The organism is Pseudomonas sp. C9 (assembly GCF_002000165.1).
Lineage (GTDB): Bacteria > Pseudomonadota > Gammaproteobacteria > Pseudomonadales > Pseudomonadaceae > Aquipseudomonas.
In genome coordinates this window covers 4,828,948-4,852,352 of the sequence record NZ_MPAK01000001.1, presented here as the reverse complement: position 1 = coordinate 4,852,352, position 23,405 = coordinate 4,828,948, and the positions used below count along the sequence as shown (strand labels likewise).

General features: G+C 53.6%; 16 protein-coding genes and 5 pseudogenes. 5 read left to right on the top strand and 16 right to left on the bottom strand.

The window, feature by feature from the left end:
• Window positions 1-37: 37 nt before the first annotated feature.
• The 6 genes and pseudogenes from BMS17_RS22725 to BMS17_RS22700 form a co-directional block, all read right to left on the bottom strand.
• A complete protein-coding gene (locus BMS17_RS22725) occupies window positions 38-1,054 on the bottom strand; it encodes an ABC transporter permease (RefSeq protein WP_077431837.1) in 1,017 nt (338 codons plus the stop codon).
• Window positions 1,055-1,232: 178 nt separating this feature from the next.
• Window positions 1,233-2,777 (bottom strand): ABC transporter substrate-binding protein, encoded by a 1,545-nt coding sequence (locus tag BMS17_RS22720; RefSeq protein WP_077431836.1) that lies wholly within the window; start codon window positions 2,775-2,777, stop codon window positions 1,233-1,235.
• Window positions 2,778-2,998: 221 nt separating this feature from the next.
• A complete protein-coding gene (locus BMS17_RS22715; protein WP_256577214.1) occupies window positions 2,999-3,859 on the bottom strand; it encodes a helix-turn-helix domain-containing protein in 861 nt (286 codons plus the stop codon).
• A gap of 220 nt (window positions 3,860-4,079) precedes the next feature.
• A pseudogene (locus BMS17_RS22710) lies at window positions 4,080-4,270 on the bottom strand (P1 family peptidase); the annotation flags it as partial.
• Window positions 4,251-4,436: pseudogene (locus BMS17_RS22705) on the bottom strand (aldehyde dehydrogenase family protein); the annotation flags it as partial. The pseudogenes BMS17_RS22705 and BMS17_RS22710, both read right to left, overlap by 20 nt.
• A gap of 151 nt (window positions 4,437-4,587) precedes the next feature.
• Window positions 4,588-5,604, bottom strand: a pseudogene (locus tag BMS17_RS22700) (MFS transporter); the annotation flags it as partial.
• Between BMS17_RS22700 and BMS17_RS22695 the strand changes: the two are divergent.
• The 5 genes and pseudogenes from BMS17_RS22695 to BMS17_RS22675 all read left to right on the top strand — a co-directional run.
• Window positions 5,603-5,983, top strand: a pseudogene (locus BMS17_RS22695) (site-specific integrase); the annotation flags it as partial. The pseudogenes BMS17_RS22700 and BMS17_RS22695 sit on opposite strands and share 2 nt — an antisense overlap.
• A gap of 152 nt (window positions 5,984-6,135) precedes the next feature.
• Window positions 6,136-7,848, top strand: a complete 1,713-nt coding sequence (locus BMS17_RS22690) for an FAD-dependent monooxygenase (protein WP_077431833.1) — start codon at window positions 6,136-6,138, stop codon at window positions 7,846-7,848.
• Window positions 7,845-8,027: a DUF2783 domain-containing protein gene (locus BMS17_RS22685; RefSeq protein ID WP_077431832.1), complete on the top strand. Its 183-nt coding sequence runs from the start codon at window positions 7,845-7,847 to the stop codon at window positions 8,025-8,027. Before BMS17_RS22690 ends, BMS17_RS22685 begins: the two co-directional genes overlap by 4 nt.
• A gap of 42 nt (window positions 8,028-8,069) precedes the next feature.
• Window positions 8,070-9,395: an MFS transporter gene (locus BMS17_RS22680; RefSeq protein ID WP_077431831.1), complete on the top strand. Its 1,326-nt coding sequence runs from the start codon at window positions 8,070-8,072 to the stop codon at window positions 9,393-9,395.
• Window positions 9,396-9,613: 218 nt separating this feature from the next.
• Window positions 9,614-10,210, top strand: a complete 597-nt coding sequence (locus BMS17_RS22675) for a LuxR C-terminal-related transcriptional regulator (RefSeq protein ID WP_256577213.1) — start codon at window positions 9,614-9,616, stop codon at window positions 10,208-10,210.
• 114 nt (window positions 10,211-10,324) lie between these two features.
• Here BMS17_RS22675 and BMS17_RS31055 read toward each other — a convergent pair whose 3' ends face one another.
• The 10 genes and pseudogenes from BMS17_RS31055 to BMS17_RS22630 all read right to left on the bottom strand — a co-directional run bounded on the left by BMS17_RS31055 (window position 10,325) and on the right by BMS17_RS22630 (window position 23,224).
• The gene (locus BMS17_RS31055) at window positions 10,325-11,188 is read right to left on the bottom strand and encodes a methyl-accepting chemotaxis protein (RefSeq protein WP_371916736.1); all 864 of its coding nucleotides are present in this window, start codon (window positions 11,186-11,188) and stop codon (window positions 10,325-10,327) included.
• Window positions 11,183-11,482: pseudogene (locus tag BMS17_RS31050) on the bottom strand (HAMP domain-containing protein); the annotation flags it as partial. The gene BMS17_RS31055 and the pseudogene BMS17_RS31050, both read right to left, overlap by 6 nt.
• Before the next feature lie 981 nt (window positions 11,483-12,463).
• Entirely contained in the window at window positions 12,464-14,926 is a 2,463-nt protein-coding gene (locus tag BMS17_RS22665; RefSeq protein WP_077431829.1) for an RND family transporter, read from the bottom strand.
• A gap of 4 nt (window positions 14,927-14,930) precedes the next feature.
• Complete coding sequence (locus BMS17_RS22660; protein ID WP_077431828.1) at window positions 14,931-16,034, bottom strand: YCF48-related protein; 1,104 nt, start codon at window positions 16,032-16,034, stop codon at window positions 14,931-14,933.
• Between the two features lie 76 nt (window positions 16,035-16,110).
• Window positions 16,111-17,472, bottom strand: coding sequence for a DUF1329 domain-containing protein (locus BMS17_RS22655; protein ID WP_077431827.1), 1,362 nt, complete (start codon window positions 17,470-17,472; stop codon window positions 16,111-16,113).
• Between the two features lie 12 nt (window positions 17,473-17,484).
• Window positions 17,485-19,188, bottom strand: a complete 1,704-nt coding sequence (locus BMS17_RS22650) for a DUF1302 domain-containing protein (RefSeq protein WP_077431826.1) — start codon at window positions 19,186-19,188, stop codon at window positions 17,485-17,487.
• A gap of 656 nt (window positions 19,189-19,844) precedes the next feature.
• Complete coding sequence (locus tag BMS17_RS22645) at window positions 19,845-20,747, bottom strand: transporter (protein ID WP_077431825.1); 903 nt, start codon at window positions 20,745-20,747, stop codon at window positions 19,845-19,847.
• A gap of 86 nt (window positions 20,748-20,833) precedes the next feature.
• A complete protein-coding gene (locus BMS17_RS31045) occupies window positions 20,834-21,184 on the bottom strand; it encodes a Rieske 2Fe-2S domain-containing protein (protein WP_077431824.1) in 351 nt (116 codons plus the stop codon).
• Window positions 21,185-21,203: 19 nt separating this feature from the next.
• Window positions 21,204-22,130 (bottom strand): VOC family protein, encoded by a 927-nt coding sequence (locus BMS17_RS22635; protein WP_077431823.1) that lies wholly within the window; start codon window positions 22,128-22,130, stop codon window positions 21,204-21,206.
• 95 nt (window positions 22,131-22,225) lie between these two features.
• The gene (locus BMS17_RS22630; RefSeq protein ID WP_077431822.1) at window positions 22,226-23,224 is read right to left on the bottom strand and encodes a fumarylacetoacetate hydrolase family protein; all 999 of its coding nucleotides are present in this window, start codon (window positions 23,222-23,224) and stop codon (window positions 22,226-22,228) included.
• Window positions 23,225-23,405 lie beyond the last annotated feature (181 nt).

The following is a 23,405-nucleotide window of genomic DNA, read 5'->3' as shown; positions in this document are numbered from 1 at the left end:
GCTCGCGAGGGCATGGACAGGGATACGTCTTGGATACTCATTGGACTCGCAACCTCGGATCAACAAGGTGATACAAGAGATCAACGATCAGGTTGATCGACAGATACGTCGTGGCCAGCACCAGGGTGGCGCCCATCACAGCGGGGAAATCATTCTGGGCAATTGAAAACACCACGAAGCCGCCCAGGCCAGGCCAATCGAAAATGAACTCAACGACTACCGCACCACCGAGCAGGTAACCGAAGGTCAGGCCCACCACTGTCAGGAGCGGAATCATTGTCGCCTTCAGGGCATAGGCGTAATGGATACGCCACTTGGGTACACCGTAAGAAACGGCCGTACGGATGTACTCCTCGGATAACACCTCCACCATCATGTTGCGGGTGATCCGGGTGACAGTGGCCAAGGTCACGATGACCAGGGTGAGCACGGGTAGCGTCAGGTGTTTGATGGCGCTCCACAGTGCTACGAAATTACCGGCCAGCAGAGTGTCGATCAGGTAAAAGCCTGTCACACGCTCAAAAGGGCTATCGAGAAGAATGGAAGCATCGATACGTCCTTGCAGGGGCAGCCAGTTGAGCTTGCCGTAGAACAATAACTGCAAGCCCATGGCCAGGATGAAAACTGGAAACGCCGTCCCTGCGATGGACCCCGCTCGTGCCGCATTATCGACCACTGAGTTCTGCCGCGCCGCCGAGATGACACCGATCGGCACCCCTAGCACCACCACCCAGAACATCGCCAGGAATGTCAGTTCAAAAGTCGCACCAACCCGCCTGACCACTTCCTCCATCACCGGCCGCCCGGTGCGCAGACTAGTGCCAAAATCACCTCGCAGAAGATCACCGATGTAACTGAAGTATTGGATCGGCAGAGGCTTATCCAACCCCAGTTTTTCCCGTGCGACGGCAATCTGCTCCACCGTGGGGTGGTTTCCCAGCATCATTTCTACCGGGGAACCCGGAAGAGCTCGGCTCAGAACGAAGGTGATGGTCAACACTCCCAAAAGAATGAAGAACATCACTATCAATCGCTGAGCTATATACTTCGCCATTTGGAATACCCCTTGTGGCTAAAAAACTTGACCCTGACTTCTTACGCCCTACATAAAAACCCCAAAAGCGGATTAACCCTTGAGGGAATGACCAGGCAAATTAACTAACTGCCTGGTTATCGATTTACATGGCAAATCAGGTATTACACGTACCACTTCATCAAAGACGACTAAGCATTCAGCGATTCAGGTTGTAGTAGAGAATCGCCTCATAAGCAGGATTCAGGCTCTTTCCCATACCCTTGATGTCTTTGCGGGAGACACGTATCTGCTGCACGTCGGCGTACCAGATCGCAGGAGCGTCCTTGGCCAGTATCTGCTGGGCCTGCACGTACTTTTCAGTGGACTTGGCCCGATCACTGCCCTCTAACGCCGCCGCCTCTTCGATCAACTGATCAAAGTTTGGGTTGCTGTAGTGAGACAGATTGAATAGCGTGGTTTTTTCTGTATGGAACTCACTGAAAAGCCAATCGCTGGGTGTCGGATACGTCGGCCACCAAGCCATAGATTGCATGTTGGGAGCGGTATCCAGCTTCTTTGCCTTATCCCAGATCACACCCCACTCGCCGGGGAGTAACTCCACCTCAACGCCAACCTGAGACGCCGTCGCCTGGAATAGTTCAGCAGCGTTTGCATAGATGCCACTGATGTACTGCATCGAGACCTTCCAGTCCTGCTTAGGTACACCGGAGGCTTCCAACAATTGTCGGGCTTTATCCAGATCGTAAGAGGCCATAGGCACGCTGGCATGCCCCCAGATACTGGTGGGCAAAGGCCCCTTGGGAACGCTGCCGTAGCCATGCAAAATATCTTTGGTGACACTTTCATAGTCCCAGAGGTATTGCAGCGCCTGACGAAATGCCAGGTTGTTCGTAGGGTACTTCTGGGTATTGATCAAAAATTGAAAGTTCTTCCACGAAGGCGCGGTGCTCACCTTGATGGAGGGGTTCTCTCCCAACACCTTGAGCTGATCAAGAGGGATATCCCAAGCGACACCGGCCTCGCCATTTTTGATCATCTGGGTACGAGTGGCGGCTTCGGACACGACCTTCACGATGACCCGATCAAATTGCCCTTCTTTCCAACCTCCCCAGTAGCCATCGAATCGCTCAAGCACCACTTGCTGGCCCTGTTCGACCTGCCCAAGTTTGTAGGGACCGGTGCCGATGGCGTTGGGAGCCATCATCCAGTCATGACCTTTCTCCACCGCCGCCGGGGCAATGATGTAAGCCGCATACTGACCTGCCGCGATCAGATTGGCCGGAGTGGGACTCTTAAACTTGAGCACTACCGTATCGTCAGCGAGGGCCTCGACGGCATCCAGACCGTTCCATACAAATGCAGCGCCCTGTTTCAGCTCCTTGACGTAATCAATGGACTTTTTGACCGCTGCGGCATTAAAGGCCGAACCGTCATGAAATTTAACGCCGTGCCGCAGCTTGAAGGTCCAGGTCTTGCCGTTGTCGCTGCTTTCCCAGGACGTGGCGAGCCCGGGGGAAAACTCCTCAGCACTGCCTGGCGCGTTATATACAACTAGTGTCTCGTAGATATTGCCAAGTACCCGCACTTCCTCCGAAAAAGCCGAGGCAGGATCCCAATCCTTGAAAGAGGCTCGATCAGCGACAACCAAGGTATTGTTTGCCGCATACACCAATCCACTGGTCAATGGCGCAGTAATGGACAGCGCCATCAACCCCGCCATCAATGTTCTTTTGAATCTCATAGATGTTCCTCTTATTTTTATGGTGGGCGCAGCGGATCACTTGTAGAAGCAGGAACTCATTCAACTGGAATGAATGATGTGATTGGCCGTTAACGAAACTGACTTCTGAGTGGTGTATGGCATTATCGATCTGCCGCACGACCAGCTCAATTTCGCGAGCACGAAGAAAAAAACGCCAGATGACGCCCAGAAGCGTCACCTAGCGTCTATTTTAAAAAAGACTAAAACAGCGGAGGGACCAGGTTGAACTCACCTTCTGATGGATGTACCAGCAGCCGCGCCCTCACCTCGTCGGGAATCTCAGGGGCATCAATCGGAAAACAGCTGCAACTGGTGAGAGCGTTACGCAGGTCGATCGACTCGCCTAGGTACTCAAATACAATATGGGCACCAAAAGGACGGCGGAAATTGTCACCCGAAACGCCGAGTACCAAGCCGTTAAGAAAACGAAAACGACTACGGTAGGAGGGATAAATCGCTGACCAGATATAGCCCCGGGACGAGAGGTACTCGCGCTCTACGATGTAAATCAGATCCGATGAGGCAAAGCAGAACCCACGATATTTATTGATGCCGAAACTCTTCAGTTGGTCATCGCCCAACCTCATCCGTTCGTAGGTTTTACTCAGCATCTTTTCGCCGGAGCGGGTCAAGCGGGTAATCGACTTGATCACCTCCCCCGGCGCGGAAGGCGACAACAAATAGACAAAGTAGTAACCCTGGTACTTCGACAACGTCTGCGCGGAGCTCGGGAAAAAACCGGCTGGTACCGCACTGTCCGGCTCTCGCGTCGTGCGTTGCCGGTTGAGCAGAGCGCGGAAGGATTCATGCTCGGAGAATATTTCCTCCTCATCCACCCCAAAAAAAGTGCAGATCTTGCGCAGGGTAAAAGACGAGGGAGTCGCTTGCGCCCCCAAGTATTTGTTGAACTGCTGGCGATTGATATCAAGGGAGCGGCACACCTTCGCCACCGATTTATAATATCCGCAGAGAAGGCGCAAGTTTTTACTGAAGTCTTGCATCGACTGGGATGAACTGGAGCTCACCATAAAGAGTATTCCTAACGCCACAATTAACAACATGCTGAACTAATCGTCGCGTGGGGTCACGGCTGCAAAAGCTCTGTACAAGACAGTGCCTGAAAGTGGCGCAGAAGCTTGGCATTGCCAACCCGTGATCGACGCGAGCATTGAGCTCGACTATAGCGTCTCAACAAATACACAAACTTATCCAGCGATTCCTGACGCCTCGGTAGAATTACCATCGGCTGCATATTTGTAGTTCGCACCTATTACTACCCAAGATGTCACCGCTGTGGTCTTCATTAGCACCACCGGTGCGGGCGAGGCCGGGGTTGGCACGTTGCGCCAGACACCTGCATTGGTGCGGCAGCAGCCGCGCATCATTGGCTACGCATGCAACGCCATCGAGCCCGTGCCAGGATGCGGCAGCGAAGCCTAGAGGAGCGGTGAGTCAGCCTGTACCACGTAACGTGGTTTCGACGAAGGCTTCGAAGCCTTCGGTGCCGCCTTCGCGGCCTAGCCCCGAGGCTTTCATGCCACCGAACGGGATCGGGTGGCCGGTGAACTTGACGCCGTTGACCGCGACCATGGCGTGGTCGAGGCGGCGAATCAGGGGGTAGATCAGGTCCAGGCGGTTTCATGGACGAGTTCGGCACCAGCCCTGTAACCGGCCGGTGGAACGATGATGCCGCCGGTGCCCATCAGCGGCTCGCCGATAAACGCGGCCACAGTGTCGGGGCCTTCGGCCGTGCATGGCTGACTCTGTCACCGGGTCAGCGCTGTTCCTTTCATATCAGTCGAATGAGCAGCAAGACCAAGAGCAAGTTCAATACGGCTAGCGCACTCAGGCCCGCAAGCACACCGCCAGCGCCCCAGGTCTGCAATAAGTAACCGCCTGCTAGGGGGGTCAAGGCTTGTCCTATGAGCGAAGGCCGAGCCATGCGCCCCATCAGCAAAACATAATGGGCGGGCGACATGAGAGCCAATGGCAGCAGTCCTCGAACGATCGCCCGCAAACCATTACCCGCGCCATAGATCACCAGCCCCAGCGCAGTCATTGCCGGTGCGATGGTCACAAACAGCAGACCGATTGCCACGAATACCACGGAGATCAACGTCGTCCAGATCGGGTGTCGCTTACGCGAAAAAACTTGTAGAACACCTGATCCTACCTGGCTCGGCCCCAGCAACGCGCTCAGTCCGATGGCGGCTGCAAGCGAGTAACCCTGCCCCTGCAACAATGAAATCAGCTGGACCGACATCGCCGTCATGATCACTGCGCCTAACGCAAAAATCAGCGTGAGCAACAGGTAGATCCGCAGGTCGATTGAGAGGTTTTCATCACCCGTTGTATGGCTTTGGGCGAGTGGCCCTACGCCACGCGCCAGCACCAAGAGATAAAGCGGTGCCACGGCAATGACCAATAACACCCCATACGCCACGCACGTCGTGCGCCAGCCAACGTGATCGATGACCGGCGCCACCGCGGGCCATGACGGCGTTGTGGCGAACCCTGAAATAAGCGTGACCCCGGTAATCGCAGTGCCCGCCCGCTCCCCGTATAGAGAACCTAAAGCTGCGAACAGGGCTTCATACAGCCCCAGCGCCATGCCGACGCTAATCACTGCCCAAGACAAAAGAAACATCGGTAACGAGGTCGAGCTGGCCATCAGAAATAATCCGATGGCGACACCCAGGCCGCTACTGGCCAGGATGGGGCGACCGCCGTAGCGGGCGATCAGCCGACTGGTCAATGGCGCCAGCATCGCGGAAAATAGAATGCTCAGAGACAGCGCGCCATATAAACAGGTCGGCGATCGCCAGGCCCGGTTCAAAAACCGTAAGGCCCTCTCCAGACGGTGCCATGACGATACCCTGGTCCTTGCCGACGGCCAAAACGGCGACTGGACTCCGCATGACCTGCGCCGTACGGGGGCGACCATGATGCAAGCCTTGGGTGTCAGCCTGGACGTCATCGACCGCTGCCAATACCATGTGCTGGCCGGTTCGCGGGTGAGGCGCCATTACCTACATCACGACTATGCCGAAGAGAAGAAGCGTGCCTGGAACCTGTTGGGCGATCGATTCAGTGCTGTCTTGCCCTCAACCTACGAGCATCCACCAGCCGAGTCGATGATGTCTTTTCCAACGTATACCGCGACTGGATCCCTACCGCCTTCATAAGTCACTACCGGTTGGCGATTTTCTAGCAGTTGGTCAATACGAGCGCTCAGAAAGATGTCCCCTGAAGGGGACATCTTTCTGAGCGCTCGGGTTTAGAGTGGCTCAAAGACAAAATTTGTCCCCGATAACAATAAACCGGGAGCCGCCGGACCATGCATCAGCCTCAGATCGTACCCCATCAATCTCTGTATTTTCCCTATCAGGTTTATCCTGCTTTCGTACCGTCCCCAAGCATCGTCAATCGCTCGCCCGTTGCGATTGTGGGTGCCGGACCTATTGGCCTGACGCTGGCGCTCGAACTGGCGCGCTATGGTGTCCGAAGTACCGTTCTGGCCGCTGAGCAGCAAGTCTGCGAAGGCAGCCGCGCGATTGTGTTCACCCGTCGTTCCATGGAAATTTTCCAGCAAGTGGGGGTGTCCGAGGCGGTAACCGAGCAGGGTCTGCCCTGGCGTTTCGGCAATTCGTACTACCGCGGCCAACGGGTTTTTCGCATGGAAGCACCGGTCGACGAGCATGATCGTTTTGCGCCGATGACCAACTTGCAACAGCAGTACCTCGAGCAACATTTGGTAGAGGCCGCCCAGGCTCAACCGCTGATCGAATTGCGTTGGGGCAACAAAGTCATCGATATAGAGCAAGGCGTCGACGGTGCGGTATTGCAAGTCGATACCCCGGGCGATACCTATAGCCTGGAGGCCGATTGGGTGGTGGCCGCCGATGGCGCCCGCTCCGGACTGCGCTCGTTGCTGGGGCTCAAGCTTGAAGGGGCGTCCTATGAGGGGCGGTTCGTGATTGCCGACATCCGCATCAAGCTTGATCTGCCGACCGAACGCCTGGCGTTTTTCGATCCCGCCTGGAACCCCGGCAACACCGTGTTGATGCACCGCGAGCCTGGCGATATCTGGCGCATCGATTACCAGTTGCCCGTGGACGAAACGCCCGAGCAGGCGCTGCACCCCGACTCCTTGCGTGAGCGCATCGATGCGCAACTGGCGATGCTCGGCGTCGAGAACCCGGTATGGGAGCTGGATTGGAGTTCGGTGTACTCGGCCCGGGCGCTGACCCTGGCGGAGTACATCAACGACCGCGTGATTTTCGCCGGAGACGCGGCGCACCTGTTACCGATTTTCGGCGTGCGCGGGGCCAATACCGGCTTCCAGGATTGCCACGACTTGGGCTGGAAACTGGCCCTGCACATCAAAGGCCTGGCCGGTGCCGGACTGCTGGCTTCTTACAGTGACGAACGGGTCAAGGCTGCTCGTGAAATCATTGAAGAGGCAGGCAAGAGCACGCGGTTCATGGCGCCGCCTAGCCGCGGTTATCGTCTGTTGCGCGATGCGGTGCTGTCGCTGTCGTTGACCCGGGAGTTCGTGCGCCCGCTCTATCACTGGCGGACTTCAAGGGCTCACGATTATGCCGATTCGCAACTCAACGCGGTGAACGACGATAATCAATTGTTTACCGGCGGGCCGCGCAACGGTGCACCGTTGCTGAATGTACGTCTGGCAGAGCAGCACTATCTCTTCGATGAGTTGGCGCCCGCTTATCATTTGATTTGCTTCACTGACGCGGCGGCACTCGATGTCGAAGTCGTTGCACAAGTCCAGGCTCGGCGCCGCCAGGGACTGCCAATACAAGTGATCGCGATCGCCACGAATGGAGTCCTTCAGGTGCAACACGCCGACCTGACCCTGACCGATTGCGACAATCTGTTCAGCACGCGTTACGGCGTGCAGCACGCAGGCGCCGCCTATCTGGCGCGCCCGGACCAGCATGTCTGCGCGCGCTGGTTGCATCTGGATGGCGAGCGTTTGCGCCATGGATTGAACCAGGCCCTTGGCCACAACGGGAGTGACCACCCATGAGCCAGTCAATGAACGTAACAGACCTCGAACGCGCCTATGACCAACTTGCCGAGGCGATTGATCGTACGGGTAACGACAGCGAGTTGTTTCTGGTCAAGCTGGCCCTACTGGCGGCCGAGGCACTGAACGATGCCGAGCGCTTCGACGCACTGATCAAATGCGCCGGACAAGACCTGTAAAGCTTCGCGCCAGCCAATAATTACAAGAACAGGATCACCCCTATGCCATCCCGTCCTGCTGTGACCCCTGGCGTGGAGGCCGGCGCTCAACCGCCGGTCATTGCCAAGGTTTCGAAACGCCTGCTGTGGTTTCTTTTCATCTGCTTCGTTTTTTCATTTCTGGACCGTATCAACATCGGCTTCGCCGGGCTGACGATGATGGACGATCTGGGTTTGAGCAGTACCCAGTTCGGTATGGCAACGACGATTTTTTACCTGGCCTACATCGCCTGCGGCATCCCCAGCAACATGGCCTTGGCGAAACTCGGCGCCCGTCGCTGGATTGGCAGCCTGATGATTGCTTGGGGACTCGCGTCGACAGCCACCCTGTTTGCGCATGACGCAGCCAGTCTGTATTGGTTGCGTGCGTTGGTTGGTATCACCGAGGCAGGATTTCTGCCCGGTGTGCTGTTGTACATGACGTTCTGGTTTCCAGCAGCGTACCGGGCTCGTGCCAATGCGCTGTTCATGATCGCCATGCCGTTTACCGCGGGCTTTGGCTCGATCTTGTCCGGTGCCATTTTGGGGCTGGATGGCCACTGGGGCCTGGCAGGCTGGCAATGGCTGTTTCTTCTTGAAGGACTACCCAGCGTCGTACTCGGTCTGGCGGTGTACGGTTATCTGGATGATCAGCCGCGCAAGGCACACTGGTTGAGCGACGATGAGAAGCTGCAGTTGGCCGAGTTGATCGAGCGTGACCGTCAGGCACCTTCCCCTCACGCTCACTGGGGACGTGAGCTGCTGTCGCCATCGGTGATTCTGTTCTGTCTGGTGTACTTTTGCCTGGTCAACACCTTGGCGATGATCGCAGTCTGGACGCCGTTGATCGTCAAGAGCTTCAGCGCTGGCCAGAGCAATACGCTGATCGGATTGTTGTCGGCAATTCCGCAAATATGCACCATCATTGGCATGATCCTCTGGGGCCGACACTCGGACCTGACCCAAGAGCGGCGTTGGCACCTGGCGCTTCCAATGCTGCTAGCTGCAACAGGCTGGTGTTGCACGGCCCTGTCGAGTGAGCCGATCGTGCAGCTGGCCGGGGTCTGCATGGCGGCGACGGGTTCCTATACGGCCATGTCGATTTTCTGGACCCTGCCGGATCGCTCATTGAGTTTTCAAGCCAGGGCGGTGGGCATCGCGGTGATCAATGCAGTGGGTAATCTGGGGTCTGCCCTTAACCCCTTAGTGGTCGGCTGGCTGAAAGACCTTACCCATACCTATACCGCCGGTTGTCTGTACGCTGCGCTGCTGTTACTGGTGGCTGCAATGCTGGTACGCACACTACCCCACGAACGCCAACCTTCATCACGTGAACTCATCCCTGAATGAACCACTGGCTGCTTACCAACGTTTACCATCAGAGCCCATTGACGACGGGGGAAATTGCTCATCTATTGGCTCGGGTAGGCGAGGACTGCCGAACTTGGTTGGCGGCAGAGTTACTGACCCTGGTACGGGGTGAAATGCCGCTGGCTCAATGTACAATTTTCGCTTATCCGCAAGGCCAGGAGCCGCAGGTGTTGTCGTGCTCCGATCAGGCAAGACTCGTGCAAATATCGCGCATTTCCCGGGACTACGTCGAGCGTTTTCACAGCCTGGACGGCAACCGCCAAGCGATGCTCGACCATCGGGCAAAATACGGCGGTGCGCGAATCCTGGCTCAGCTTCAATCAGTTGAAGACATTACCCATCGTGACTATCGGTGGGTCTGCTACGAGCAACCACAAATATCTCAGCGCATGGCCTTGCTCAATCATCAGGAAGAGGGCGGGGCCTGGCTGTCGATCAACTTCTATCGAGGTCGTGAGCACGGCAACTTCAATCAGCGCGAGATTGAATTTATCGAATCGGTTGCGCCGTTACTGATTCAAGTCACGCGATTGCACTATCGCGCCTTTATCGAAGCCAATCAGATGCCGTCCTTGTTAAGTCAACGCGTCGAGTTACTCTTTCCTGAACTGACTCGTCGGGACCGTGAACTGCTCAGGCATTTGCTCAGTGGCCTGGGGGCGGAAGACATTGCGCCCCTGATGGGAATCCAGCGCTCAAGCGCCGCTACCTACATCAAGCGACTTTATCGAAAGGTGGGAGTCAGCGGACATCGAGAATTGCTGGGGCTGGTAGTGAGAAGTCGTTGGTCCTGAACGGGCGTTGAATACTGAGCATTGGCGAAAAACCGCGAGTCTGAGCATCTTTCATTCACCGCTAGCCAAGGGTGGCTATTGCGACTTCGTAACTCCGCTGCTGGATGAAAATACTTACGTGCGAAAGTGACCGACCGCTGCATTCAACTCCTGATCCACTTGCTGGAGTTCGAGCGTCAACTGCTGCAATTTCACACTTTCCTGGGCGCTTTCCTCTGCCACCTCGCGCACCCGCACTATATTCTGGCTCGCCTGTTGTGCCAAAACTTGTTGTTGCTCCGCTGCCGCCGAGATTTGTTTGTTCATCTGCTCAATGCTTGATACAGCGCGGGTAATACGCGTCAATGCCTGAGATGCCTGACCAGCAAGGATCACTGTTTCTCCTGTTAGTACATGACTCCCTTGTAGCCGCTCAGTTGCCTGATGGGCAACCCCACGCAGTCGACTGATCAAGCCTTCGATTTCCGCAGTAGAACGCTGTGTGCGGCGCGCCAATCCACGCACTTCGTCAGCAACTACCGCGAATCCACGACCATGTTCACCCGCTCGCGCAGCTTCTATGGCCGCATTTAATGCCAGTAAATTTGTCTGCTCTGCTACAGCCTTAATAACGTCAAGTACACCGCCTATGGCGGTACTTTCCAGTAGCAAAGATTGCATGGCATCAGCGCAGCCGGTCATTTCCAAAGCTAATTGATCGATCTTGGAACCCGCTTGGCGTGCCAAATCGTCACCTTCGCGCGCCTGGCCATCGGCAAGAGTTACGGCAGCACTAGCCTCCTTGACATTATGTGCGACTTCGCTGGCCATCGCGGTCATTTGCTGCATTGCGGTTGCGGCGATTTCAGTCTCCTGTCGTTGTCTTTCAACACCCCGGCTGCTGCGCTGAATGACTTCTGCCAGACTCCCTGCCGTTCCATTGAGCAGGCCTACCCCGGTACCAATTCGACCCACCAAGCCTCTCAAACTACCTAGCATGCCATTGACCGTATCCAATAGCTGCCCAAGCTCATCGTGGCGACCGCTACTACCGTCAAGCGCACAATTCAGGTCGCCTGCAGCAACCTGTTGAGCCAAATGAACAACCCGACGTAAAGGCTGCAGTATCAAGTGGCGTATTAATAGACTGGCGCCAACACCCAGCGCTAATGCCAGCAGGCTGATAAGGCCAAGCTGAAGGAATGCGCTGCGACTATCGCGTTGAATCGCCTGGCTCTGAAATTGGTTGGCCTTATCCAGCAACCCGCTGACTTGCTGGGTTTGCGTGTTCATCGCTTCGCTACTAAGTGCTATTTGCTTGCGGCTGGCAACGAACTGTTCGAAGGCTTTTCGATAATCTCCCAAAGCATTGCTTGCAGCCTGCAGCGAAACCTTTTCCTGATCATCAAGATTGAGCACCTGCATTGAAGACAGCAGGTCGCTCATGCTCATCTCCCAATCGCTACGGAAGCGCTCCTCACCATCCAACGAATAATAAAGTTCGCTGTCACGGAGCTTCGCCAGCTTGTCACGCAGAGCGGTGGTCTGCTCCAGCAACAACAGTTTCCCACTACCTGGAGAGGCTCCTTGTTCTTGTTGCTCGCTCAATGCATCCAGCTGATCGAGAAATACCAAGGTGAAGCTCTCACCCGCTGTCTGGGCGAGTGTTTGCATGCGCAAGCGAGCCTCGCGTGCTAGCTGAAGAGACTCGGCATAACTCAGGAATTGCTTTAAATAGTCGCTGGACGCATCCCGCATCGCTGTCTCAGAGCTGTTTTTTTGGGGGAGATCATCAAAATGGCGAATGAGCTGGTCAATGGCACCTCGCACTTGATCCTGCGCCAGAGGAGAAAGATTTAGCGCATATTCTTTTTCCGCGATACGAGCCTGCAGGATCAACGTTTGAATCCAGTCCTCAGTACGGAGTTGTTCACCGCGCACCCCCAACAGACTCAAAGAATGAAACGCGGCAATTCCCACCCCGAGAGTGAATAGCAGCACCAAGCCAAAACCGATTGACAGCTTGGCTCCCACCGAGAGATTACCCAGTAGCCGGTTCACCAAAGACATACCCATCCCCTCTTCATGCTAGTGGTGGTGCGCCAGGGACAGGGAAACATGTCCACTGAGGGAGCCACTACGGCTTTCCCAACGGAGGCAGCGTCAATGGCCGGATAAACCTGAACCAAGTCCAGGATTATCCGCGCGCTATATTCCCCCGCCGCAGTTGTTATGAAAGCCCTTGATCAATCGTAATACGCCGTGGCGCGATGATCAGGAGCTGGCGCTGTGCAGACGCAGTGGATGACCTGAAGTGGGTTGTTCACTCAACGCCATCGGGTTGGCCACTTTGATGCTGGAAGCATCGCTACGGGGGGTGGAAGGCAAAAGAAAGTAAGCCAGTGCCGGCAGCAGGAGAAGAGCCCCCACCATGTTCCAGACAAACATGAACGCCAGGAGAACACCCATGTCTGCCTGGAACTTGATGGGGGAAAATATCCAAGTACCAACACCTATCGCCAAAGTTATCCCTGTGAGCATTACAACCTTCCCAGTGGATACCAACGCACGGTAGTAAGCTTCCGAGAGGCTTTTTCCTTCGCGCAAGAAACCCAGCATGATGGTCATTACATACAGCGCGTAATCAACCCCGATACCGACACCTAGAGCGATTACCGGCAACGTCGCCACTTTTACGCCAATACTTAACCCGACCATCAATGCCTCACACAGTATCGACGTGAGCATAAGCGGAATTACGGCACACAAAGTCGCTCGCCAAGACCTGAAGGTGATGAGGCAGAGCAAAATAACCGCGCCGTACACCCAAAACAGCATTTCGCGATTGGCCTCTTTGACCACAATGTTAGTTGCCGCCTCTATTCCTGCAGAACCGGCGGCAAGCTGGAATTTGACTTCATCGGTGTCATTAGCCGCTGCAAAAGCTTCGACGTGACTAACCAGGCGCGAAAGGGTTTCAGCCTTATGGTCTTTGAGAAAAACGTAAAGCGTCAGCAGGCTACAGGACTCGTTGTAAAGTCCACGTGGCGCGCTGGCGGTAATCATGTTGAGCATTGCCTGGTTGTTTTGCAGCTCGTACCACTTCGAGTTGCCCTCAGACAGGCCTACCAACATACGACGATTTAGCAGCGCCATGGAGTTGGTTGAATCGACACCGGGCAAACTACGCAACTGCCAATCTAGATCATCGACCTTGTGCAAGATGTCGTAGCGAGAGCAGGCACTCTTCGGCGTCTTCACCATTATGGCAAACAGGTCACTGCTGGCCCCGTAGCTGCGCGTCATGAAGGCATCGTCCAGATTATAACGCGAGTCCGAACGTAGCTCTGGCGCTCCCGCATCCAGATCGCCAATTGCCAGATGCAAGCTGACCATAAAGCCCAGCACAGCAGCCACCAGGCTGACAACTACGCTGATCAAGGCCCATGGTTTTCGAGTAAATAGGTCAAGGAATCGCCAAAAAACGTGTCGCGCTTGACCACTCTGCTCGGCCCGTTCGCTCTTGAGGCTTAGCTCGGCTGCGCAGCGATTGACGCCGACATAGGAGAGCAGGACGGGTAGCAAAATGAGGTTGGTGAAAATCAGCACCGCAACGCCGATGCTAGCGATAATGGCCAAGTCTTGAATGACTTTGATCTGAATGATCATTAACACGGCGAATCCCACAGCATCACAAAGCAGTGCAGTCAGACCGGCGAGAAACAGGCGACGAAACGTGAAGCGCGCGGCAACCACTCGGTGCATGCCGCGACCAATATCCTGCATGATGCCGTTCATTTTCTGGGCGCCATGACTCATGCCAATGGCAAACACCAGAAAGGGCACCAGGACCGAATATGGGTCAAGCTCATACCCCAGCAACGGCAGCAAACCAAGCTGCCAGACAACCGCCACTACCGAGCAAAGCACGACCAGAAATGTGCTCCGCAGGCATCGGGTGTAGCCATAGAGCACTACTGTCGTGATAGCAATGGCGGCGGCAAAGAACAGTATGATTTGCCCCAGCCCATCTATCAGGTCCCCTACCTTCTTTGCGAACCCCGTAATGTGAATGTCAATATTGTCGCTTTGAAACTCGGCGCGAAGCGCTTCCAACTGAGCAGAAAGTTTGGCGTAGTCGAGGGGTTGGCCGTCCGGCGTGCGTGACAGCAAAGGAATGGAAATGATGCTGGACCGCTGGTCGAAGGCTACCAGTTGGCCTATCTCGTTGGACAACTGCACATTGCTTCGTAACTCAGCGAGGGATGCGGGGCTGCCGTCGTACTTGTCAGGAATGACCGGCCCACCATCGAGCCCATCCTCCGTCACCGAAACCCAGCGTGTGGAAGGCGTCCATAGCGACTTCATGTACACGCGGTCCACGCCTGGCAGCAAAAAGATACGATCGTTCATGGACTGCAAAGTGCGCAGGTAATCAGTGTCGTAGATATCCCCCTTCTTGTTGGCAACAGCGATACGCACCGTATTACCGAGTCCGGAGAGCTCCTTTTGATTGGCTAGATAATTGGCAATATAGGGATGACCAGTCGGGATCATCTTCTCGAAACTAGCGTTCAACCCCAGTCGAGTGGATTGCCAACCGAGCAGGACCGTCGTCAGCAGACATAGCAGAAGCACCCAGTGGCGATGGTTGAATAGAGCACGCTCAACCAAGGTCCCTGACCTTGGATCAAATATGCCTGACTCAGGCAGGGATGGATGACGAGCGGAATTCATATGCTCACTCCGAAACTTCAGTGGCGGGATGTGAAAAACGTGACAAACCAGCAAAACCGGAGGTAATCAGACTACCGTCGACCGCCTCAACAATGCTGCTCACGGGAATTCCCAGTGGATTGCCCACCGGGTTAAGTGCTAAACCATTTGAGGCGGAGCTACTGAACAAATCACCAGTTTGATTGGCTAGCAATACACTTCCATCTGGCAATCGAGCGGAACTACTGATTGAACTCGGCCTAGACGCCTTCAATTGATTAAAGCTGGCACCATCATCAGATGACAAATAGGCATGGCCTTTAAGTCCCGCGATCAGCAGAGCTCCGTCACCCCGTACATTCGCGGTGAAAAAGCTACCGTTATATGGGCTTGGCAATTGTGTGAAAGACTTTCCGTCATCTGTTGAGCGAGCTACATAACCTTGTTCACCGGCAAGGAACCAAAGGTGGTCTTTCCGAGCGATCGCGTAGATGTGCACAAGCGACGGATTTTCGATGCTGCCTATCAGCGATTGCCATGTTGCCCCACCATCCTGAGTAGAAAAAACCATTCCGTAGGAGCCGGCTACGAGGCCGTGCCTGGCGTCAAGAAAATGCAGCGCCAGAAATGGTTTATCCGGCCCATCTGCTACCAGGCGTTCGGCATTGGAAATGCGCATATCCGCCGCGTCGGCATCGACTGCATTAGCCTTATTATCTTGAGCTGCCTTCAACTCAATCTCTGCAGCCTGTATACCCGTAAGCTGGAGGCTCCAGCGCTCACCACCGTCCACAGTGGCCAACACTGTGCCACCGTGTCCGACTGCCCAGCCATGTTCGTCATCGATGAACTGAACCGCAACCAGACTGACTGAGACCGGTACCTGCACCTGTCGCCAGGACTGGCCATTGTCATCGGAAAGTACAATGACGCCTCTTTCACCAACCGCAATCAGTCGATCACCAGCACGTGCCAAATCAATCAGAACAGCATGAGCGGGTGTGGCGATTTGCATCGCCGGTGAGCTCAGGACAGAGCCAACGGCTCCACCCTCAGCACAAGCAAGCGAAGCTAAAGCAGACAAAGCCAAAGCTAACGCCAAGGCACTTAAACGACTATTTATTATCATTTTTATTATCTCTTGAATCACGTGTTGCAAAGCACCGACAACTGAAATTGTCGGTGCTTTTCAGAGAGTCTTAGCGTTAACGCACACCCTGCCCCGCCATTACTGTTGGCGAGAAGTCAGACTTCTTGAAACGATCGACAATCCCCCATTGCGAGGGCTGTCCAGTGAGCAGGTCAAGTACAAACCAAGTACCGGACATAAAGTCATAGAACCCCGACGAGACAGAAGCCTGGGCAGGAATATCTGGCATGACTGCCGGTAGCGCCCACAGCGTTTTGGCCAATTGACCACTTGCATCCCAACGATCGCCCAACAGCGCTTGCCAGGTATCTTCATCCAGGTAGTAACGGCTCTTAACCATTTGATGGCGCTCCCCAGGCTTCAGATTTGCCTCCACAACCCACACACGATGCAGTTCCCAGCGCAAGACGTCCGGATTAAGATGCCGCTTACCAAGTACGTCTTCCGGTTTGCCTGCGGTAAAGAATTTATTGGTGTTATAGGGAATATAAAGTTCCTTTTTTCCTACCAACTTCCAATTGAACCGGTTGAGCCGCCCTTTATATACGGACAGTTCATCATAGGCCATCACACCTGCTGTTGAAGGCGCTGGCGTGTCGCAGCAGGAGTTAGGTACCTTGCGCACTCGCCGTTGACCGGCAAGGTAGATATGCGTCTGTGATTTATCGGCATTGAGATTGGCCCGATCCATCGCCTGCTCACCAGCACGAATCGGCGGGCCAATATTAAGAAGGCGAATCATCCAGTAATCGCCATCGAAAGTCTGCGTCGAGCCATCCTGAAAGTAATACGGCATCTCTTGGATAGCCTTACCATCAGTAGTCATTACCTGTTGACCATCGGCAGTCATCAAATAAAAGCGAGCGTCCCGCGTAATGGAGGTACCGCTCCAACTCAGCAGATGGTTCCACATCGCCTCGTCACCATTTTTCGGAATCGGAAACGGAATGCCGCCATAAGCCCCTTCGGGCATTGGACCCGCGCTACCCTCTACCAGCTTGGCATTAACCGCATTCTTGACTGTATTGTCATATACCCACTGCGGAGCCGCTGCTGTTCGACGTGTTGGGTAGATATCCATTCGATAGGTGTCTGGATACCGTTTGAACATTTCTTTAACACCATCGCTCAACTTATCTGCGTATTGAGCCATGTTCTTCGAAGTAATGCTGAACAGTGGTTTATCCGCGGCGAAAGGATCGCCACGTTTACCACCCTTCTGATAAGACGGATCAACGGTGGTATATCCACCCTCCCATGCCGGGATAGTTTTATCCGCGTTACCAGCCCGCTCAGCGCCAAAGGGGGTCAGGCTTTTACCTAAATCATCTACTCCGGCAGCCATCGCGGACGCACTAAAAGCAACAGCACTCATTATGAAAAAATAAGCGGCACTGAATTTAATTCGAGAAATCATGTTCAAGTCCTCTTAGAAAGTGCTCTTGATAGAGAAGGCTACGTAATCCCGATCTTTAAATGATTGCTTATAATTAAACTGGCTGGCCTCATTGAGCGTAGTGTCAGATGGACCGTAATAATGTGTGTACGTCAAACCACAAGTGACACGATCAAGGTAGGTGGCGGTTACACCGATATTGAAATCACCACCTTTATCAGGACCGAAAGCGCCAACTACAGGCGACTTACCCATAGGAAAATAGCTGACACCTAGCGGAACACCAAGATCGATGCCCGGGAAGACCTGACGATAAGTTGGTGTATACACCAACTTGAGCCCTACCCCGTCGTCTGTAGCATTCGGATCCAGTGCTGATCGGTTTTCAGTAACCTTCAACAAACGGTTCCAGGCAATTTCACCGATCAAGCTGGCCTCATTGGATATGAAAGTTGGCTCGAGAGAAGCGAGCACGTTCAAATTCACGTGGGCAGTCCGCCCGACCGCGTACAGTGGATGATTGTCATTGTCAGCCTCTACATCTGGCAGTACGACCTGACCATTCGATACCAGGGGCATATTCCAGCGCATAGACGCTTCCCCGGCAAAGTTATACTGACCCACTGACGTGGTAAAACTTGCGCCCAGTGCGCGTATATCCTCCGGATACACCCAGAAGAATTCACCTACTTGCCCGGTTGCAAAATTAGGGGCGCCTACGCCAGGACGGAGGTACAACTGCGGCGTTTTATCGTGGTATTGGATAGCATAAAGCCCGTAATCGACAGTTTCAGCTGCATAGCGTAACTGCAGGCCACCCTGTCCAGAATTCCGGGCTTTTTTGTCCTTACCATGAAAAAAGGCCGCAGGGCTGCTCGGATTACCACCGAGAAAATCGGGGAATGGCTCCCCGACAATCAGGCGCTCAGCCCCCTCTCCCATCATGTCGAGCGTGGAAAAATAGCTACCCGCTGCAGGTAATCGTGTTTGTTCCCACTCAAACTGGTAGAACGCCCCCAATGAAAGCGCATCAGTAAGTTGGTAGGAAGTAGACAACTGACTAACTGGTCTGGTGATTTCCTTGAACTGGGTGTTGGGTACTGAAATAGCCTTTACCACGTCTACCGGAGCCATTCCGCCAGCAATCCCGTTGGCCCCGAAAAACAGACTTTCCCCCCAAATCAGGCCATGCCGCCCCAAACGAAAGGACAAAGCTCGATCCGCAACTTCACCATTCCAATAAACGAATGCATCTAATAACTCACCATCACCGCCGTGCAGATGTCGAGTGTCATCAGTGAATTCGTCATAGGCAACCGACACCTGATTCGCGCGCGCGGGGTTGTTGTTATCGTTGTCCTTCTGGTATTCGGTGTCGAACCAGGCTGCCCCGCTTAGACGACCACCAAAATTGCGGTAACCGATATCCATTTCCGAGAGCAGGTCGAAACGGTTAGAGATGAGGCCCTTATCAAAAGCACGGTCACCGTCATCCTGGTTCAGGCTGACTTGGCTTTTCGAAAGCTTGCTGCTTGGGTCCTTCAGACGCCATGCAGAACTGTACTTGAGGGTGTTATCCCAGCGTGCACTAAGATCATTGTCGCCCGTATCAATTTGAAATGCACTGGCACTCATCGATATCACACTCAGCGCACCGCCTGCTAGAACGCATGATAAGAACTTTGGCCGCCCTGAAGGCGACGGATATGAGTACGCAGTAGACTTTATTACACGCATATACGAACCTCTTTTGTTTTTGTATTAGGCTTCGCTAAATTTAAATTTGACGCTACTTAACCGCTCCTTCCGAAAACTCATATACCTACCCAGGTCTCACCGAGCCCCAGCGATATGACCATTCCCATCAATTTTTACGATACGGGACGTTTCGTATACTTACAGCTATCAACCAGGCCTGTCAAGCCCGGGGTGATGTGTTTTGCCTACGGTTCCCTAGTGGGGGGGGACTGACATGCCGTTACCCCGGCAGCCATTAAAACCGAGGATCCACCGACAGAAAGCCCTAAAAGACAGATAGCTGTGATCTTTTGAGGTTTGAAAGTTGCCGACCCTTTTCGTGCTGGGTGAACAGAAAACCTGCAGGCACAATCTCACCGTTCATCTGCTAAGCGGCGAAAATACAAATAATACAAAACGTACCGTTTAGCACGCTCCCATCTGTTACGTTCTGCATGATGACTGCAAGAAAAGTTAAGGTTTAGAGTTGAACCTGAACGGAAAAAAATAGCGTCATGTATTGCTTCTCTATACCCTAAGAATCGATACGCGCTGAATGGCACGTGGCGTCAAGGGCAGTAAAGCCAAATCGCCACAATGATTTTATTAAAAAAAACGCTTGCATTAGAAGCCAAGCGTAAAGTTACAGTACCTAATTAAAATTTAAACATTCCATTGAGCATCACTGTGTCGCCCTCTGAAGTATTACGAGCATAAACATCTTTTTGATAGCCGAGTACTACTCCAAAATCCCGACTTGCGTAACCCACTTGTGGGCCGACCTTTATGGATTTGGTTCGGTTACCTACATCATCCCCGTGGGACTGGTCATCATTCAACTGAGTCGATAAATATCCACCAATACCTGCCAGCCAGTTCTGGGTTAGCCGATAGTTAAATCCATAGTCTGCAACGACCTGCACTCCAGATTTATAGTCAGTCTTTGGATTTTCGTAACTATAGTTGACGCTGATCTTCGAGCTGACCTCAACTTGCGGTATTGGAAACCAAGTAAAGGCGTAAGCAGCATAAACTGCCTTACTATTGTTTCCTGGATTAATCAAGGCGTGTTCATCATATTTGCCCCAAGGCGCTACAAAATCCAACTCCAGGTTATGAAGATAGGTTGGAGACTGCCAGCTGACCAAGGCACCGAATAATGGGTCGCCCATTCCATTCGAGGAGTCCCTACCAAAAGCTCCCAATGCAGGAATATCCAGGTGACCGGCAACGTAAGGAACTGCGAGCTGCAATGAAACGTTTCCGCCAAGTAGTGTTGGCCCATCAAGCGTGTGTACTAATCTCAAAGCGTGAGCGTGAACTCTTCCTTTAGCCTTTTGGAATACCTTATTTCCTTGCCCATCTCGAATTGAATCTATGGCAACAGTTTTATTGTATGTATAGGCATGGGTTTCACCTGGAGCACCTACTGCCCCACTCATGACAGTTACAATACCCAATGGATAACTGGAAGCACCTCCTTCAAGCGCCATCGATTTGGCGGCAAAAAGCAATACACCAAAAAAAATCACCAGGCGAAAATCAGCTGGAGTCTGCATCACACGTTCCTTTCTTGTTTTTGTTTTTTTCAATGGAAATTGACGTAATCAAATAACATAAGGATCTGCAAAAAATCCTCTGGATGCTACTCCTCCAGTAAAAATATTTCTCCAATCTCAGTAATTTCCAAACTCACAGGAGTCAAACGCGAGCCAATACAGGGGCCTTTTATGCACAAACCCGAACTAATTTCAAACAACGCACCATGACCACTACAAACGATATGACTGGACTCGCTGTCGAGATATCGATTCTTGCGCACTGGCATAGTTGAACCGGGCCAATGGGGACAAGAATTTTTATAGCCATAGATATTTCCGCAGTCATTGACTAAAAAAATGTCGTCGGGACCTGTGCTTTCCTTCCTGAACCCCAAAGATTGGCCTAGCGCAATTTGCTCGAGATGGCAAAGCCTGCGACGATCAGATTTTGCCATCGTCAACTTACCCCCCTTATTAATCAGGCTTGCCGCCAGGAGCCCATTTTTCACGCCACTGGAACAGGAACACCTGGGAGTTATCCATGATTGCAGGGGCTACGCGCGGCGACCAGTCATCGTCGTGCTGATCCATATCGGCGTCGTACTCGATATGGCAGCCCAATGGAGTGTTGAAGTACCAGAACCAGTTAGACCCAAACTTATGTCGCCCCGGCCCCCAATATGACTCATAACCTTTAGCTGCAAACGCATAGCCGGCTTGCAGTACTTCCTGAGGCCCCCCCATATGGAAGGTAAAGTGTTCGCATCCCTGCAAATGCGGCGGGGTTTGAATGAAGAAAAGGGTGTGGTGGTCGAAAGTACCCGCAGGACGCAGAAATGGACCCATCCCGACAAATTTGTCGGTGAGTTTGAAGCCCAGACGATCAGCATAGAAGCGCTCGGCCTTTTCGATATCTGGAACGAAATAGACAACGTGGGAGAGCGTTCGTGGCTTGGGAGCGAGCTCGGAACTTTCATCCACACCGGTTTTGTTCGCAGGACGGTGAATATCTCCCGGCGCGTTTACGCGCTCGGCGGGCAGTTTGTGCGGCTTTCTGATCGAAACTTGAAAGCCCAAAGCGAATCCGAGATCGTCCACTAACTCCAGTGAACCATCGGCCAGAACCTTGACTTCACGCTCGCCCTCGAATTCCTTCCGGATGCTCGCGAGAGTCGCGATGTCTTTTACGCCATACATTGTCTTGCGCAACATGTTTGCGGTCGGCAAATTCCAGACAGGGAGCGACGGATCGTCACGATGCTTGATAACTACACCAGTTCCATCCAATGCCTCAAAGCGTCCGCCCCCTACCGGCTCAAGGCCGTAATCTTCCAGGAAGCGCTCACTGAGCGCGACATCGTCAACACCAAAATACAAAGTGTCCGGGCCAAGGATGTTCATTTCAACACCTATAAAAAAATGCGTTTTTGTTGTGTCAGGCCCGAACCATTGCCGGGCCTGAGATCTCTGATGCGCGCGTGAGTTTCAAATACACGTCACATGAATGGCTTGCGCTCTTCAGGCCACCATAGACCGGAAATAGGTTGTCCCATCTTGTTGCGTAGAGTTCCGATGCCATCAACGATAATTTCGACGACATCACCGGGCTGGAGCCTACGATCGAGCTCCAGAGCGGAACCACCGCCCATCGTACCCGAGCCGATTACATCGCCAGGCACGATGGCTTCACCAAGGCTAGCCCAGGCAATCAGCTCGCCAATTGTCCAAAGTTTATTGGAGCTGTCACCCTTACCCCAAGTCTCGCCATTGACGCGGACTTCCATGCCGATCCGGTCCAAATCTTTGAATTCATCGACGGTGGTAATCCAAGGCCCGATACCGTAGGCGAAGTCTTTACACTTGGTGGGGCCCATCCCAATTGGCATTTCGACCGCCTGACAATCGCGGGCACTAAAGTCATTGAAGATGGTGATACCGAACAGGTGATCAAGGGCGTTTTCAGGACGCAGACTTTCTCCACGCTTGCCGATGACGTAACCAAGCTCCAGTTCGTAGTCCATGTGCTGGATGTATCCCGGCCACGGAACTTCCGCTTCATGCCCAATCACCGTATGCGGCGTACCTTTGAAATAGCCGGGCACCTTCAGAAGATTTGGAGTGGGCGGCTGGCCTATTTTTTCATGGAAGCCTTTGATGTGGCCCACGAATGTCAGTCCATCTCGCACCACAGAGGGATCCGAGGCTGGCAACCACTGCACGCTATCGAATGAGATTGAATGTGCATCTGGCCGCTTAGCATTGATCTTTTCTGCTGCCTCGATAAACGGCGTGCCCAATGCAATTGCCGCCGACATGCTGCCAGGGAAAACAGCATTTGCGTATTGCAGAGCGCTTTCCCGGGAAGAACCGCCCTTGACCAACTGCTCATGGAGCGCGCGCTTCAGGTCGATGACCCGATGCTCCTCTGGAACTACCAGCACCAAGCGGGCTTCCGCACCGTCGGGCCCGTTAACAGAAATTCGGCCTAGCTTCATGTGATTTGCCTCTTTTTATTGACTTGAATGAGCCTGAATCAGCTTTGCAAGACTCAAAGCTAAACGACACGCACCGTTTTGTAAAGAGCAAAAATCGGTACAATTTAGAAGATTTCGCTGATATGCCAAGCCGTGGCGAAGACAGATCAGCAGGAGCCGGGAACTGAAGCAGTCGAATTGA

Coding starts and splice junctions, on each gene's coding strand:
- BMS17_RS22680 (WP_077431831.1), top strand. CDS start 8,070: ATGCCATCCCGTCCTGCTGTGACCCCTGGCGTGGAGGCCGGCGCTCAA.
- BMS17_RS22720 (WP_077431836.1), bottom strand. CDS start 2,777: ATGAGATTCAAAAGAACATTGATGGCGGGGTTGATGGCGCTGTCCATT.
- BMS17_RS22725 (WP_077431837.1), bottom strand. CDS start 1,054: ATGGCGAAGTATATAGCTCAGCGATTGATAGTGATGTTCTTCATTCTT.
- BMS17_RS22650 (WP_077431826.1), bottom strand. CDS start 19,188: ATGCGTGTAATAAAGTCTACTGCGTACTCATATCCGTCGCCTTCAGGG.
- BMS17_RS31055 (WP_371916736.1), bottom strand. CDS start 11,188: ATGCTAGGTAGTTTGAGAGGCTTGGTGGGTCGAATTGGTACCGGGGTA.
- BMS17_RS22690 (WP_077431833.1), top strand. CDS start 6,136: ATGCATCAGCCTCAGATCGTACCCCATCAATCTCTGTATTTTCCCTAT.
- BMS17_RS22685 (WP_077431832.1), top strand. CDS start 7,845: ATGAGCCAGTCAATGAACGTAACAGACCTCGAACGCGCCTATGACCAA.
- BMS17_RS22635 (WP_077431823.1), bottom strand. CDS start 22,130: ATGAACATCCTTGGCCCGGACACTTTGTATTTTGGTGTTGACGATGTC.
- BMS17_RS22665 (WP_077431829.1), bottom strand. CDS start 14,926: ATGAATTCCGCTCGTCATCCATCCCTGCCTGAGTCAGGCATATTTGAT.
- BMS17_RS22655 (WP_077431827.1), bottom strand. CDS start 17,472: ATGATTTCTCGAATTAAATTCAGTGCCGCTTATTTTTTCATAATGAGT.
- BMS17_RS22630 (WP_077431822.1), bottom strand. CDS start 23,224: ATGAAGCTAGGCCGAATTTCTGTTAACGGGCCCGACGGTGCGGAAGCC.
- BMS17_RS22715 (WP_256577214.1), bottom strand. CDS start 3,859: ATGTTGTTAATTGTGGCGTTAGGAATACTCTTTATGGTGAGCTCCAGT.
- BMS17_RS31045 (WP_077431824.1), bottom strand. CDS start 21,184: ATGGCAAAATCTGATCGTCGCAGGCTTTGCCATCTCGAGCAAATTGCG.
- BMS17_RS22660 (WP_077431828.1), bottom strand. CDS start 16,034: ATGATAATAAATAGTCGTTTAAGTGCCTTGGCGTTAGCTTTGGCTTTG.
- BMS17_RS22645 (WP_077431825.1), bottom strand. CDS start 20,747: ATGCAGACTCCAGCTGATTTTCGCCTGGTGATTTTTTTTGGTGTATTG.